The sequence below is a fragment of the Bradyrhizobium sp. S3.2.6 genome (assembly GCF_040546885.1).
In the GTDB taxonomy this organism is placed as follows: domain Bacteria; phylum Pseudomonadota; class Alphaproteobacteria; order Rhizobiales; family Xanthobacteraceae; genus Bradyrhizobium; species Bradyrhizobium cytisi.
Map to the genome: position 1 here is coordinate 53,449 of NZ_JBEPOS010000011.1, position 14,282 is coordinate 67,730.

Consider the following 14,282-nt stretch of genomic DNA (forward strand, 5'->3'; position numbering starts at 1 on the left):
TTTGCGGATTTCGGGGGCTGTCTAGAGCATTTTCAGCCCCTAGGGAAACCCGTTTCTGCATGGAAATCCGCGACATCATGCATCCATGAAAACGGGGTAGAGGGAGGCGAGCAGCAGGATCGCCATCAGGATATTGAAGGCGCGGACCAGCCGCTCCGAAGTCAGCACCGGCCGTAGTGCAGTGCCGAAGAAGGCCCAGACCACGGTCGAGACCGTGCCCACGAGCAGGCTGATCAAGGTCTGGATTGCGATGTTGATGGGAAACTGGGCTATCGCCGCATAGGCGGTGATGGTCCCGATCACGATGACCCAGCCCTTGGCATTAATCCATTGGAACATGGCCGCGCCCCAGAAGGTCATCGGGCCGCGACCATCCCCCTCGCCCGGCTTCGCCGGACCGGAGAAGGCGATCACGGCGGCGAGGTAAATCAAATAGGCCGCGCCGGCATATTTCAAAATGGTCTGGAGGATCGGATAAGCCAGGAACACCGTGCCGAGCCCGAGGCCGACGGCGCCGACCATGAAGGCGAAGCCGATGACGATGCCGGCGATGTGGGGGATGGTACGCCGGAAGCCGTACGTCAAGCCCGAGGCCAGCAGCATGATGTTGTTTGGCCCCGGGGTGAAGTACATCACCACCATGAAGGCGAGGAAGGCGTAGAACAGCGAATTGGCCATGTTCACCTCACGCGATCTTCGCAAGCGGCCGAGGCCGCTTGACCAGCACCATCACCGCAATGCCGCCGATCACGGTCAGCATGCCGGCGAGGCGTAGCGGCCCGAACCGCTCGCCGAACACGATGCTGGATGCAGCCGAACCGACGAACGGCACCAGCAGCGCGAACGGCACCACTTGCGCAGCCGGATAGTCACGCAGCAGCCGGCCCCACAGCCAATAGGCGATGCTGGTGGAGATCGCGCCGATCACCAGCAGGCAGATGAGGCCGGTCAGCGACATATGGACCAGCGACTGGAAGGTCGGCACCGGTCCGTTCACGACGAGCGCGAGTGCGAACAGCGGCACCGCGGCGGTGAGGCACAGCCATGCGAACAGATCGAACATCGGCGCACCGCGAGCACCGCGCAGCAGGAGATTGCCGACAGCAAAGCAGATCGGGGCGATCATCAGCACCGCGAAGGCGCCGACGCTGAAATCATAACCGACGGTGCCGCAGATCATCAGCAGCCCGATGGCCGCAATGACAATTCCGAGCGTTTGCGCCGGCGTCGGGCGCTCGCCGAAGACCAACGCCGCGAAACCGATCGTGAACAGCGCCTGGCTCTGCACCACGACGCTGGTCAGCCCCACCGGCACCCCGTGGGCGATGCCGTAGGCCTGGCTCAGGAACTGCCCGAGAAACAGCGTAAGACTGATCGCGATCAGAAGCGACCAGGCGACCTTCGGCCTGGGAATAAACAGGCACGGCACCGCGGCAATGGAAAAGCGCATCGCCGTCATCAGCTCCGGCGAAAACTCGTCGAGCGCGATCCGGCTCGCCACAAAGGCAAGCCCCCAGATGATCGCCACCATGAGGGCGATGAGGATGTCGGCCGGCTTCATTGTTGTTTCCGGTTCTGCCCTGTCGTGCAGCCCTGCTTGTTGTTTCTAGCCTTGCTCGCCGGCTTTCGGTTTGCGTAGGAGATAAGTGCCGTGCATCGGGGCGTGGTAGTCGGCCGAGACCAGCGTGAAGCCGACATCGGTCAGCATCCGCTCCATCACCCAGCCGAAGGTGGAATATTCGTCGCGCATATGCGTCACCACGCTCTCACACGAGAAATCGTGGTTCTTGATATGGAAGTCGGCCCATTGCTCGACGTCGCGCTCGACGGCGTCAGGCATTGACGCGTAAACGATGTCGCGTAGGTAAAAGGTCGCGCCGGGCTTGAGCGCACGAAAGATCCGCGACATCGCCACCGCTTTCCAGAAATCCGGCAGGTGATGCAGCGTGAATTCGCTGACGATCAAATCATAAGAGTCCGGCCGGTAGGCGAAGGAAAGCAGGCCGGCCGACTGGGTGCGCACGGGCGCCTTGCGATCACGCGCGTAGATCTCGGCGAGCGCCAGCATCGCCGGCGAGATGTCGATGGCGTCGACCTCGGCCCCCATCAGCGCGGCTTCGGTCGCCAACACGCCGTTGCCGCAACCGATGTCGGCGATGCGCCAGCCGCGCTGGACCCCGAGCATCTTCAGCGCAGCGCGCGCCCGGATATCGGCGTCATCGTGACTGTCATAGATCGAGGCGACCGCGGGCCCGATGCCCATCCGGTTGCGTTCGTTGTAGTACCAGTCGCGCGCCAGCATGGGTCACATCCCCTCAGGCCCGCGGCCGATCGCGGCAACGCCGGTGCGCGACACCTCGACAAGGCCGAGCGGGCGCATCAGGTCGATGAACTGGTTGATTTTGTCCGTATTGCCTGTGATCTCGAACACGAAGCTCTCGGTGGTGGCGTCGATCACGCGGGCGCGGAACGCATCCGCCAGCCGCAGCGCCTCGACGCGATGTTCGCCCTGCCCGCGCACTTTCACCATCGCAAGCTCACGTTCGATCGAGCGCTTGGTCTGGGTCATGTCGACGACCTGGTAGACCGGAATCATGCGGTCGAGCTGGTGCTTGATCTGCTGGATCACCATCGGCGTGCCCGTGGTGACGATGGTGATGCGCGAGAGGTGCGTCTGGCTCTCGGTCTCCGAGACCGTGAGGCTCTCGATGTTGTAGCCGCGCCCCGAGAACAGGCCGATCACACGGGCGAGCACGCCGGGCTCGTTCTGCACGAGCACCGCAAGCGTGTGCGTCTCGTTGGGATCGTGGCGCTCCTCGATGAAGTAGGCGGATGCGGGCTGGTTCATTGTCGTCCCTTTCAAAACTTCTTCGTCATGCCCGCGAAGGCGGGCATCCAGTAATCACCGGCGCCTGAGATTCCCACGACTGCCGCGGCGTACTGGATCGTCCGGTCAAGCCGGACGATGACAGCGGAATTTTTCGCAGTTGCTCGGGTCATCGTGCGACTCCCCGCAAGCGGCGAGAGGCGAAGAAGGCGCGCTCGTCTCTCCTGAACCATCGTTCCGCTAACTCACACCAGCGCCTTGCCGCCGGCGAACGCCTTGGCCGTGGCTTCGTCGTTGGCCTGCTCCGGCAGCAGCATCTCGTTGTGCGCCTTGCCTGAGGGGATCATCGGGAAGCAGTTTTCGAGCGCCGCGACGCGGCAGTCGAACAGCACCGGGCGCTTGACCGAGATCATCTCCTTGATGGCGCCTTCGAGATCGCCAGGCTTGGTGACCTGGAGACCGACGCCGCCATAGGCTTCCGCGAGCTTGACGAAATCCGGCAGCGCCTCCGAGTAGGAATGCGACAAGCGGTTGCCGTGGAGCAGCTGCTGCCACTGCCTCACCATGCCCATGTACTGGTTGTTGAGGATGAAGATCTTGATCGGCAGCTCGTACTGAACCGCCGTCGACATCTCCTGCATCGTCATCTGCACCGAGGCGTCGCCCGCGATATCGATGACGAGGCTGTCGGGATGGGCGACCTGCACGCCGATCGCGGCCGGCAGGCCGTAGCCCATGGTGCCGAGACCACCCGATGTCATCCAGCGGTGCGGCTCCTCGAAGCCGTAGAACTGCGCCGCCCACATCTGATGCTGACCGACTTCGGTCGTGATGTAGGTGTCCTTGCCGCGCGTCAGCTCGAACAGGCTCTGGATCGCGTGCTGCGGCAGGATGACATCGTTGCTCTTCTTGTAATAGAGCGAGTTGCGGGCGCGCCACTGCGCGATCTGCTGCCACCAGGTCTTGACGTCGGGCTTCTTCGCCTCGGCCTTGAACACCTGCAGGATATCGCCGAGGATGTTGCCGCAATCGCCGATGATCGGCACGTCGACGCGGATGTTCTTGTTGATCGAGGACGGATCGATGTCGATGTGGATCTTCTTCGAGTTCGGCGAGAACGCATCGACACGGCCAGTGATGCGGTCGTCGAAGCGCGCGCCAACGCACAGCATGACATCGCAGTCATGCATGGTCATGTTGGCTTCGTAGGTGCCGTGCATGCCGAGCATGCCGAGCCAGTTCTTGCCCGACGCCGGATACGCACCCAGGCCCATCAGCGTCGAGGTGATCGGGAAGCCCGTGACCTCGACCAGCTCGCGCAGCAGCTTCGTTGCCTCGGGACCGGAATTGATGACGCCGCCGCCGCTATAGATCACCGGACGCTTAGCGCCCGCGAGCAGTGACACGGCCTTGCGGATCTGCGTCGCATCGCCCTTCACGCGCGGCGCATAGGAGCGGTGCACGTCGGACTTGCGCGGCGGATGATAGGTGCCGGTGGCGAACTGCACGTCCTTGGGAACGTCGACGAGCACCGGGCCCGGACGGCCCGTGGTCGCCACGTAGAACGCCTCGTGCAGCACTTTTGCGAGATCGTTGACGTCGCGCACCAGCCAATTGTGTTTGGTGCAAGGGCGCGTGATGCCGACGGTGTCGCATTCCTGGAATGCGTCGTTGCCGATCAGATGTGTCGGCACTTGGCCGGAGATGCAGACCAGCGGGATCGAATCCATCAGCGCGTCGGTCAGCGGCGTCACCATGTTGGTGGCGCCGGGACCGGAGGTCACCAGCGCAACGCCGGGCTTGCCGGTCGAGCGTGCGTAGCCCTCGGCGGCATGGCCCGCGCCCTGCTCATGGCGGACCAGGATGTGCTGGACCTCGCTCTGCTGGAAGATCTCGTCGTAGATCGGAAGCACTGCGCCGCCGGGATAGCCGAAAATGTCGGTCACGCCGTGATCGATGAGCGCGCGGACGATCATCGCTGCGCCGGTCATCTGGTTCGGATCGTGGCTCTTGTCGCTCATTGGCTTGCTCCGGATGCGCTGTTTTCAGCGGCTTCATTCGTGTCTGATTCGGGAAATAAAAAAGGCCCCGAAGAGGGACCCTGCACACCGCCTGTCATGTGGATGGCAGCTAGCCACCCCCGGCGGTGTGCCTGGGTACGACGACGATAAGGAGGTTGGTAATAATATTACGCATGGCAGGCGCTCAGCTTCCCAAAGGTTGCGCGAAACATAACGACCAAAGCCCCGATGTCAAGGCAAAGCGGCCGTTCCCGCGCGATTTTAGTAATGTAGCGTTGTTCCCGGGGCTCGGCGAGAGGTAAAATCGGGAACTCGAGCACAAAAGCGCGTTTAGCGGGAGGCTCGGGCCGCGTTGGTGGCGCCCGCGAGCCATCCCCTCGCCTCGTCCGGCTTCACCCACTCGAATTCGGGAAGCTGGTGCCGGAACCAGGTGAATTGCCGCTTGGCATAGTGACGTGTGTCGGCCCGGCCGATCATCGCGGCGTCCTCCAGACTGAGCTCACCACGCAGCTGCCGGATCAGCGCAGGCACGCCATGAGCCTTCATGGCCGGCAGCAGTGGGTCCAGGCCGCGGGCGGCGAGCTGCTCGATCTCGGTCAGGGCACCGGCGGCCAACATGGCGTCGAAACGGGCGTCGATGCGGGCATAGAGCTCGTCGCGCTCGGGCGCGAGAAACACCGCGCGAAAACTGTCCTTCGGCAGCAGCGGCGGCTGGCCCTCATGGTGCCAGTCGAGCAGCGAACGGCCGGTCGCCTCGATCACTTCGAGCGCACGCGCGATCCGCGTCCGGTCGCGGAGATTCAGTCGTTCGGCCGCACGCGGATCGCGGCGCGCGAGTTCCGCATGCAGCGCCTCGACGCCGTTCCGCTCCAATCGGGCACGTACGTCCTCACGTATTTCCGCAACGATCGGCGGCACCACCGAGAGACCCGCCGTCAGCGCCTTGAAATACAGCCCGGTGCCGCCGATGAAGATCGGCAGGCGGCCCTCAATCCGCGCTTCTTCGAGCGCCTTCGCGGCATCAGCCACCCAGGCGCCGGCGGAAAAGTTCACGGCCGCATCGACATGGCCATAGAGGCGATGCGGAATGCGCGCCTCCTCATCCTGCGTGGGGCGCGCCGTGATGATGCGGAGGTCGCGATAGACCTGCATGGAATCGGCATTGATGACGATTCCGCCCGCGCTCAGCGCAAGCTCCAGCGCCAGCGCCGACTTGCCGCTGGCGGTCGGGCCTGCGATAAGCACGGCCTTGCTCGAATGCCTCTCGCTCACGAAAACCTCAAATGTCCCTCGTCGCCACGCTGATCTGCAACCCAAACAATCCCGCCCTCGACTCGACCATCGTCGACGGCGCCCGCGCTGTGCTGCCGCAAGCGGCACCCGCGCACTGGCTGTTCGACGGGGTTGCGGTCGACATTCCCTTCGGCGCCGACAGTAACCTCGAAGGCGACCGTCACGCCATCGAAGAGCGGTTGCGCGAGCTTCGCGGCGACCTGCCCATCGACATCGTGGTGCAGCCTGCCGGCGTCCGGCGCAAGAAGCTTTTTCTCGCCGACATGGATTCCACCATGATCGGCCAGGAATGCATCGACGAGCTGGCCGATCTCGTCGGGATGAAGGCCCACGTGGCCGCCATCACCGAGCGCGCAATGCGCGGCGAGACCGAGTTCGAGCCGGCGCTGCGCGAGCGCGTCGCGCTACTGAAGGACCTCCCTGCCGGCGTCGTCGACAAGGTGGTGGCCGAACGCATCACGCTGACACCGGGCGGCCGCGAATTGGTCGCGACCATGCGCGCCCACGGCGCCTATACCTGCCTCGTCTCCGGCGGCTTCACCCTGTTCACGAGCGCGGTCGCCGCAAAGCTCGGCTTCCAGGAGAACCGCGCCAACGAGCTCGTCGTGCGCGACGGCAAGTTCACCGGCGAAGTGAAGGAGCCGATTTTAGGCCGCGCGGCCAAGCTCGCGACGCTGGTGGATCTCATGGAGTCGTTCGATCTCGACGACATCGACTCGGTCGTGGTCGGCGACGGCGCCAACGACCTGGCGATGATCCAGGCGGCGGGCTTGGGCGTGGCGTATCACGCGAAACCGGCAGTAGCTGCAGCGGCAGCCGCGAGGATCGATCACGGCGATCTCACCGCGCTGCTGTATGCGCAGGGGTACAAGCGCGAGGAGTTTGTCGAGGGGTAGCGAACGCGGAGCCGCCGTAGGGTGGGCAAAGGCGCACTTGCGCCGTGCCCACCACTCTTGCTGCGACGGTAAAAAGGATGGTGGGCACGCTTTCGCTTTGCCCACCCTACAGGACGTTGCCTCGACTACTGCACGCTCAGCGCCACAAAGCGCAGCTCGCCGTCGCCGTTCGAGACCAGCAGCAGCGCGGACTTCTTGCCGTCCTTCTTGAGCTGCTCGATCCGCTTCTGGATATCGGCGCCGCTCGCGACCGCTTCCTGCGCGACTTCGACGATGACGTCGCCGGCGGAGAGCCGCTTCTCGGCAGCATCCGAATTGGCGTCGACATTGGTGACGACCACGCCCTTGACGGTGTCCTTGATCTTGTAGCGCGTGCGTAGATCCTTGTTCAGCACGGCGAGATCGAGGCCGAGCGCCTTCTGCGTCACCAGCTTCTCCGGCGGCGGCTCGTCGGTCTTTACGGCGGCCTGCACCTTGTCGGGATCCTGCAGGCGGCCGAGCGTGACCTTCTTGGTCTGCTCCTCGCCCTTGCGGATGATGACGACGTCGACCTCCTTGCCGACCGCGGTGTCGGCGACGACGCGAGACAGGTCCTTCGGGTCCTTGACGTCCTTGCCGTCGAACTTGACGACGACGTCGCCCGGCTCGATGCCGGCCGGCTTGGCCGGGCCCTTGTCGTCGATGCCGGCCACCAGCGCGCCGCGCGCCGGCTTGATGTTGAGGCTCTCGGCAATCTCGTCGGTGACGCTCTGGATGCGCACGCCAAGCCAGCCGCGACGCAATTCGCCGAACTGGCGGAGCTGGTCGACGACGCCTGCGACCGTCTTCGACGGCACGGCGAAGCCGATGCCGATCGAGCCGCCGGAGGGCGAGATGATCAGGGTGTTGACGCCGATGACGTCGCCTTCGAGGTTGAACAGCGGGCCGCCGGAATTGCCGCGATTGATCGCGGCGTCGGTCTGGATGTAGCTGTCATAGGGCCCCGAGGAGATGTCGCGGTTCTTGGCCGAGACGATGCCCGCGGTCACCGTGCCGCCGAGACTGAACGGGTTGCCGATCGCCACCACCCAGTCACCCAGGCGCAGCTTGTCGGAGTCGCCGAACTTCACCGAGACAAGCGGCTTCGGCGGCTTGAACTTCAAGACGGCAAGATCGGTCTTCTTGTCGACACCGACGAGGTCAGCCTTGATCTTGGTGCCGTCGTTGAGAATGACGTTGATCTCGTCGGCATCGGCGATGACGTGGTTGTTGGTCACGACGACACCGGAGGTGTCGATGATGAAGCCGCTTCCGAGCGAGTTGGTCTTGCGCGGCGGGCCGCTGCCGTTATCGCCGCCCTTGCTGCCGCCACCGGGTCCTTTCCGGTTCTTGAAGAAGTCATCGAAGAATTCCTCGAAGGGCGAACCGGGCGGCAGTTGCGGCATGGTGTTGCTGCCGCCGCCCTTGGCCTCGACCGTCTGCGAGGTCGAGATGTTGACGACCGCGTCGATCACCTTCTCGGCGACGTCAGCGATGCCCTCCGGTCCGCGCGCCTGCGCCGGCGAGCCGAACACGCTGAAAGCGCCGACGGCGAGCGCGGCCAGCCCAAACCGCGCATGTTGGCGCAAGCGGGTCGTGACAATGGTGGCAGCGGTCATTGTGGTCTCCAGGGAATAAGGATTCGGCCTCAAGACTGCGCTCGAACGGGGGCACGGCGCAAGCGCGTAGCTTAACGGGCCTCAAGACTCGAATAATACGGCGAAAACCCGCCTCCCGCCTTCACTTTGGCGTTGGCTGTGCGGCTAGATCGGCCGTCGCATCACCCAGATCAGGATCAGGCCGGCCACGGCCGAGCCGATCCCGACCGCCCGCAGGATATTGTCCGGCGTGGCGATGGCGCTTTTCATGGCCTTGCGCATCCAGTTCGGACTGGCCGCGAACATCAAGCCTTCCAGCACAAACAAGATGCCTAAGCCGATGAGGAAGTCGGCGAACGCAATGGACCTCATCGGATTGGAACCTCCCGTGGTGCTGTTCTTGTCTGGACGAAGGGCGGCCAAACCTGCCGCCCTTGTCTAGCTTACGGTTTCGCCGGCGTCCCGGTCGCCGTCTTGCCGGACGGGTTACCAAAATACCGGAAGAAATCCGAGTCCGGCCGCAGCAGGAAGCGGGTGTCGTCCTTCTTCAGTCCGTTCTCGTAGGCCGTCATCGACCGGTAGAAAGCGAAGAAGTCAGCATCCTTGCCATAGGCTTCGGCGAACAGGCGGTTGCGCTCGGCGTCACCCACGCCGCGCGTCTGCTCGGCGGTCGAGTTCGCTTCCGCGATGATCACCGTCGCTTCACGATCGGCCTTGGAGCGGATCTCCTGCGCCTTCTGGCCGCCCTGCGCGCGGAACTCGGCTGCTTCGCGCTGACGTTCGGTCTGCATGCGCTGGTAGACCGCCTGGCTGTTCTGCTCAGGAAGATCCGCACGGCGGATCCGGACGTCGACGACCTCGATGCCGTAGCCGTCGGCCTCGTGGTCGAGCTGCTCGCGGATGCGTCCCATCAGCTTCTCGCGCTCATCACGCACCACGGTGATGAAGTTGACCTCGCCGAGCACGCGGCGCAGCGCTGCGTTCAAGAGCGAAGTGAGCTGGAGGTTCGCAGCCTGGATCGAGCCGACGCTCTGATAGAAGCGTAGCGCGTCCTTGATGCGGTAGCGCGCAAAGGCGTCGACCACGAGCCGCTTCTGGTCGGAGGCAATGACCTCCTGCGACGGGTTTTCCAGATCGAGGATGCGCTTGTCGATGTTGATCACGGAGTTCCAGGGTGCCTTGAAGTGCAGCCCGGGGTCAGTGACGACGTCCACCGGCTTACCGAATTGCAGCACGATGGTCTGCTCGGTCTGTTGCACCGTGAACAGCGACATGTAGGCGACGATCATCACCAGCAGCAGCGCAAGCAGCGCGACAATGCCTGTAACCGGAGACCTCATCGTGTGCCTCCGCTCGACTGCTGACCCGTCGTGGTGGGCCGCTTGGTCGTCAATTCGTTGAGCGGCAGATAGGGCACGACGCCCTGGCCCGAGGAGCCTCCGTCATAAATCAGCTTCTCGGAGCCACCGAGCACCCGCTCCATCGTCTCCAGATAGATCCGTTCACGCGTCACGTCGGGCGCCTTCTTGTATTCCTCGTACACCTTCAGGAAGCGGGAGCTCTGGCCCTTGGCCTCGGCAACCGCCTGCTCCTTGTAGCCTTCGGCCGCCTGCACGATCTGCGCCGCGCGGCCTCGCGCGTCCGGCACGACCTTGTTGGCGTAGGTCTGGGCTTCATTCTGCAACTGCTCGAGATTGGCGCGCGCCGCCTGCACGTCGCGGAACGCGTCGATCACCTGTGCCGGCGGATCGACCTTCTGCATTTGCACCTGGGCGATCTGGATGCCCGCGCCGTAGCCGTCGAGCGTCCTCTGCATCAAATCCTGCACGGTGGTCTCGGTCTGCGTCCGCGCGCCGGTCAGGATCGGCTGGATATTGGAGCGGCCGATGACCTCGCGCATCGCGCTTTCGGCGACCGCCTTCACGGTGCCCTCGGGGTTCTGGATGTTGAACAGGAAGTTGCCGACGCCGTTGGGCTTGATCCGCCACAGCACGGTGAAGTCGACATCGACGATGTTCTCGTCGCCGGTCAGCATCAGGCTCTCTTCCGGCACGTCGCGGATCGAGCGGCCGCGGCGGGCGGGATCGTCGATCAGGGTCATGCCGATGGAAATGGTCGACACGCGCAGCGCCTTCGGCAGCAGCACTGTCTCGATCGGATAGGGCAGATGGTAGTTCAGCCCGGGGTCCACGGTGCGCACGTGCTTGCCAAAGCGCAGCACGACGCCCTGTTCTTCAGACTGCACCCTGAAGAAGCCCGACAGCAGCCAGAGCGCGACGATGATGAGCAGGATCAGCGTGATGCCGATGCCGGAGAAATAGCCGCCCGGCATGATCTGCTGCAGCCGGTCCTGGCCACGCCGCAGAAGGTCCTCCAGATCCGGCGGCCTCGGCCCGACCGGTTGTGGGCCTGTGCCCCATGGTCCTTTCGGACCCGAGCCCCATGGGCCACCGCCCTGATTCTTCCACGGCATTCGACGCTCTCCTCGGCAGGCCGGGACTAGAACTTAAGCCGGCCCGCATTGTCCGGTCCGGCTTTATAGGGGACCGAAAGGACCCTTACAACGCAAGCCTAACCGACCCACGAGCTATGCTCGGGGGCGGAAAAGTCAATGTAAACATTGGCGAATGCAGTTAATGGGACCGCCGCCGACGATATGTCACATAGGAGAAGTCGGCGCTGTCGTCGGGGCCGGCGGGATGGCGGACGCGCCCGGTCTCATCCCACCGCGCCCTGTCGATGTCGAAATGCGTGTCGCCGTCGGGCCGCGCATGCACTTCCGTGATCTCGAGGCGATCGGCGCGATCGAGCCATTGCCGGTAGATTTCGGCGCCGCCGATCACGGCGATTTCAGCGGCTGAACGCCGCAGGGCATCCCCAAGCGCAACCGCGCCCGCATCCGCCGCCGATGTCGTGACGACAGCGCCGGCGGCGCGATAGGCCGGATCGCGCGTGATCACGATGTTGGTGCGGTTCGGAAGCGGCCGGCGCCCAGGCAAGGATTCAAAGGTCTTGCGGCCCATGATCACGGGCCTGCCGATGGTGAGCGCCTTGAAGCGCGCCATGTCGGATTTCAATCGCCACGGGATCGCGTTGCCGGCACCGATGATGCCGTTCTCCGCAATCGCAACGACGAAGACGATCTCCATCAGGACGCGCTCCCTGCAAGCCGCGTCAGCGCAGGACCAGAGACGCGGCACAGCGTCCAGTCGTCCAGCCACGCCGCGCCGAGCGATTTGTAGAACGCGATCGACGGCGCGTTCCAGTCGAGCACCGCCCATTGCAAGCGCGACCAGCCGTTGTCGACGCATTCCTTCGCCAGATAGACCAGCAGCGCCTTGCCGAGGCCCCTGCCCCGATGCGACGGCCGCACATACAGATCTTCGAGATAGATGCCGTGGCGCCCGCTGAAGGTGGAGAAATTGAGGAACCAGACCGCAAAGCCGACCGGCTCGCCGTTCCACTCGGCAATCGCGCAAAACAGCCGCGGGTCGGCGCCGAACAAGGCGTCGGCGATGTCAGCCTCGGTCGCCTCGACCTCATGCGACAGCTTTTCGTACTCGGCGAGTTCGCAGATGAACGAAAGAACGAGCCCGGCTTCGCCCGGACGCGCGCGGCGGATGTTGAGCGACATCGGCGCTAGACCGCGACTGCCGCCTTGATATGCGGATGCGGATCGTAGCCGACGAGCTCGAAATCCTCGTAGCGGAAGGAGAAGATGTCCTTCACGTCGGGATTGATCCGCATCACCGGCAGCGCTCGCGGCGCGCGCGTGAGCTGCAGCCGCGCCTGCTCCAAATGGTTGGAATAGAGATGCGTGTCGCCGAACGAATGCACGAAGTCGCCGGACTTCAGGCCGGTGACCTGCGCCACCATCATGGTGAGCAGCGCGTAAGAGGCGATGTTGAAGGGCACGCCGAGGAAAACGTCGGCCGAGCGCTGGTAGAGCTGGCAGGACAGCTTACCGTTGGCGACGTAGAACTGGAACAGGCAGTGGCACGGCGGCAGCGCCATCTTGTCGACCTCGGCCGGATTCCAGGCCGAGACGATCAGGCGGCGCGAGTCCGGATTGCGCTTGATCATGTCGACGACATTGGCGATCTGATCGATGCTGCGTCCGTCCGGCGCCGGCCAGGAGCGCCACTGATGGCCATAGACCGGGCCGAGATCGCCGTTGGCGTCCGCCCATTCGTCCCAGATGGTGACGCCGTTGTCGCGCAGATATTTGATGTTGGTGTCGCCCTTCAGGAACCACAGCAGCTCATACACGATCGCCTTCAGCGGCAGCCGCTTGGTGGTCAGCATCGGGAAGCCGGCGGACAGATTGAAGCGCATCTGATGGCCGAACACCGACAGCGTGCCGGTACCGGTCCGATCGGTCTTCTCGGCGCCGTCTGAAAGAATCCGCTCGAGCAGGTCCTGATACTGGTGCATGTGCCAATGAGCCTTTGGGGAAGGCGGCAAACTTAACGGCCACCCCCGTGCTACGACAGCGGCGATTCGCTGGTCTCGCCGATTATACCCGGAAAAGTGAGTGTTCTCGGCGCAAACGACAAGGGGCGGAACTAGCGTCCCGCCTCACGCCTATCGGCTTGATTGTACTGATTAACTTGCCGGCTTGAGCACCGGGGTCCACTTCGCGATCTCGGATTTGACGAGGGCAGCGAGCGCCTCCGGCGTCCGTTCCGCAGGGGTGGGAATGACGCTGCCGAGTTCGAGCAGGCGCTTCTTCACGGTCTCGTCGTCGAGCGCCTTGACGGCTGCGGCGTTCAGGCTCGCCAGGATCGCGGGCGAGGTTCCCTTCGGGGCGAACATCGCGTTCCAGGCCTGGGCCTGGAATGTGGTCAGGCCCGCTTCCGCCGTCGTCGGCACGTTCGGCAGCGACGGATTGCGTTCCGGCGTTGCGATCGCATAGGCCTTGATGGTGCCGGCATTGATCTGCGGCACGGCGTTGACGATCTGGTCGCACATGTAATCGACCTGGCCCGCCACCAGCGCGTTCATCGCAGGCCCCGTGCCGTTGAAGGGCACGCCGACCGGCTTGATGTCGAGGATGGAGTGCAGCAGCTCGCAGGACACGTGCGAGACCGAGCCGACGCCGGCATGCGCGGCGTTCACCTTCTCGGCGTTGGTTTTCACGTAAGCGACGAACTCCTTGAGATCCTTCGGCGGGAAATCCTTGCGCGCCAGGATCAGGATCGGCGTGCCCGCCAGCAGCGCGATCGGCTCGAAGTCTTTCTCGGGATGGTAGGCGAGCTTCGGATAGAGCGGCACGGAGGCGGCGTGCGTGCCCATATGCCCGGTGATCAGCGTATAGCCGTCATTGCCAGCACGCGCAGCGCGCGTGGTCGCAGTGGTGCCGCCGGCGCCGACGGCATTCTCGATGATGATGCTTTGTCCGAGCGTCTGCGCCATGTGCGACGTGACGATGCGCGAGATCACGTCGGTCGGGCCACCGGCCGCGAACGGCACGATCATGGTAATGCTGCGGGTCGGATAGGTCTGCGCCTGAACCGGTGCGACAAAGGAGCACAGCGATGCAAGCACGGCTGCGCATGTGCCCGCGGCAAGCGTGCGAATAGACGTCATCTCGATCCCCTTGCCGTTCCCTTGCAACACAAAAATGCCG

At 64.1% G+C, this 14,282-nt stretch carries 16 protein-coding genes; 1 reads left to right on the forward strand and 15 read right to left on the reverse strand.

The features are described from left to right. Window positions 1–75: 75 nt before the first annotated feature. The 7 genes from ABID58_RS20250 to miaA form a co-directional block, all read right to left on the reverse strand. Entirely contained in the window at window positions 76–678 is a 603-nt protein-coding gene (locus ABID58_RS20250) for a LysE family translocator (protein WP_354034165.1), read from the reverse strand. Between the two features lie 7 nt (window positions 679–685). Next, window positions 686–1,561 carry an EamA family transporter gene (locus ABID58_RS20255; RefSeq protein ID WP_354034166.1) on the reverse strand — a complete coding sequence of 292 codons (876 nt, stop codon included), beginning with the start codon at window positions 1,559–1,561 and terminating at the stop codon, window positions 686–688. A gap of 45 nt (window positions 1,562–1,606) precedes the next feature. Further along, complete coding sequence (locus ABID58_RS20260) at window positions 1,607–2,302, reverse strand: class I SAM-dependent methyltransferase (RefSeq protein ID WP_354034167.1); 696 nt, start codon at window positions 2,300–2,302, stop codon at window positions 1,607–1,609. A 3-nt stretch (window positions 2,303–2,305) separates the two neighbouring features. Continuing rightward, window positions 2,306–2,848 (reverse strand): acetolactate synthase small subunit, encoded by a 543-nt coding sequence (gene ilvN / locus ABID58_RS20265; RefSeq protein WP_148754180.1) that lies wholly within the window; start codon window positions 2,846–2,848, stop codon window positions 2,306–2,308. A gap of 11 nt (window positions 2,849–2,859) precedes the next feature. Beyond that, a complete protein-coding gene (locus tag ABID58_RS20270; protein ID WP_187435191.1) occupies window positions 2,860–3,000 on the reverse strand; it encodes a hypothetical protein in 141 nt (46 codons plus the stop codon). 72 nt (window positions 3,001–3,072) lie between these two features. Next, entirely contained in the window at window positions 3,073–4,848 is a 1,776-nt protein-coding gene (locus ABID58_RS20275) for an acetolactate synthase 3 large subunit (RefSeq protein ID WP_354034168.1), read from the reverse strand. A 330-nt stretch (window positions 4,849–5,178) separates the two neighbouring features. Next, window positions 5,179–6,120, reverse strand: coding sequence for a tRNA (adenosine(37)-N6)-dimethylallyltransferase MiaA (gene miaA, locus ABID58_RS20280; protein WP_354034169.1), 942 nt, complete (start codon window positions 6,118–6,120; stop codon window positions 5,179–5,181). Between the two features lie 11 nt (window positions 6,121–6,131). Here miaA and serB point away from each other — a divergent pair, with 11 nt between their 5' ends. Then, window positions 6,132–7,037 carry a phosphoserine phosphatase SerB gene (gene serB / locus ABID58_RS20285; protein ID WP_354034170.1) on the forward strand — a complete coding sequence of 302 codons (906 nt, stop codon included), beginning with the start codon at window positions 6,132–6,134 and terminating at the stop codon, window positions 7,035–7,037. A 125-nt stretch (window positions 7,038–7,162) separates the two neighbouring features. Here serB and ABID58_RS20290 read toward each other — a convergent pair whose 3' ends face one another. From ABID58_RS20290 to ABID58_RS20325, 8 genes are all read right to left on the reverse strand, one after another. Further along, the gene (locus tag ABID58_RS20290; protein ID WP_354034177.1) at window positions 7,163–8,674 is read right to left on the reverse strand and encodes a Do family serine endopeptidase; all 1,512 of its coding nucleotides are present in this window, start codon (window positions 8,672–8,674) and stop codon (window positions 7,163–7,165) included. 144 nt (window positions 8,675–8,818) lie between these two features. Further along, a complete protein-coding gene (locus tag ABID58_RS20295) occupies window positions 8,819–9,025 on the reverse strand; it encodes a DUF2065 domain-containing protein (protein ID WP_057747247.1) in 207 nt (68 codons plus the stop codon). Between the two features lie 71 nt (window positions 9,026–9,096). Continuing rightward, on the reverse strand, window positions 9,097–9,993 hold the full coding sequence (gene hflC, locus ABID58_RS20300) for a protease modulator HflC (RefSeq protein ID WP_148754175.1): 897 nt from the start codon (window positions 9,991–9,993) through the stop codon (window positions 9,097–9,099). After that, window positions 9,990–11,126, reverse strand: coding sequence for an FtsH protease activity modulator HflK (gene hflK, locus ABID58_RS20305; RefSeq protein ID WP_148754174.1), 1,137 nt, complete (start codon window positions 11,124–11,126; stop codon window positions 9,990–9,992). The genes hflC and hflK overlap by 4 nt, the downstream gene beginning before the upstream one ends. A gap of 160 nt (window positions 11,127–11,286) precedes the next feature. Further along, complete coding sequence (locus ABID58_RS20310; protein ID WP_148754173.1) at window positions 11,287–11,802, reverse strand: dihydrofolate reductase; 516 nt, start codon at window positions 11,800–11,802, stop codon at window positions 11,287–11,289. Then, window positions 11,802–12,287, reverse strand: coding sequence for a GNAT family N-acetyltransferase (locus tag ABID58_RS20315; protein ID WP_354034179.1), 486 nt, complete (start codon window positions 12,285–12,287; stop codon window positions 11,802–11,804). Before ABID58_RS20315 ends, ABID58_RS20310 begins: the two co-directional genes overlap by 1 nt. Before the next feature lie 5 nt (window positions 12,288–12,292). Further along, window positions 12,293–13,087 carry a thymidylate synthase gene (locus ABID58_RS20320; RefSeq protein ID WP_354034180.1) on the reverse strand — a complete coding sequence of 265 codons (795 nt, stop codon included), beginning with the start codon at window positions 13,085–13,087 and terminating at the stop codon, window positions 12,293–12,295. Window positions 13,088–13,258: 171 nt separating this feature from the next. Further along, window positions 13,259–14,242 (reverse strand): tripartite tricarboxylate transporter substrate binding protein BugD, encoded by a 984-nt coding sequence (locus ABID58_RS20325; protein WP_354034182.1) that lies wholly within the window; start codon window positions 14,240–14,242, stop codon window positions 13,259–13,261. Window positions 14,243–14,282 lie beyond the last annotated feature (40 nt).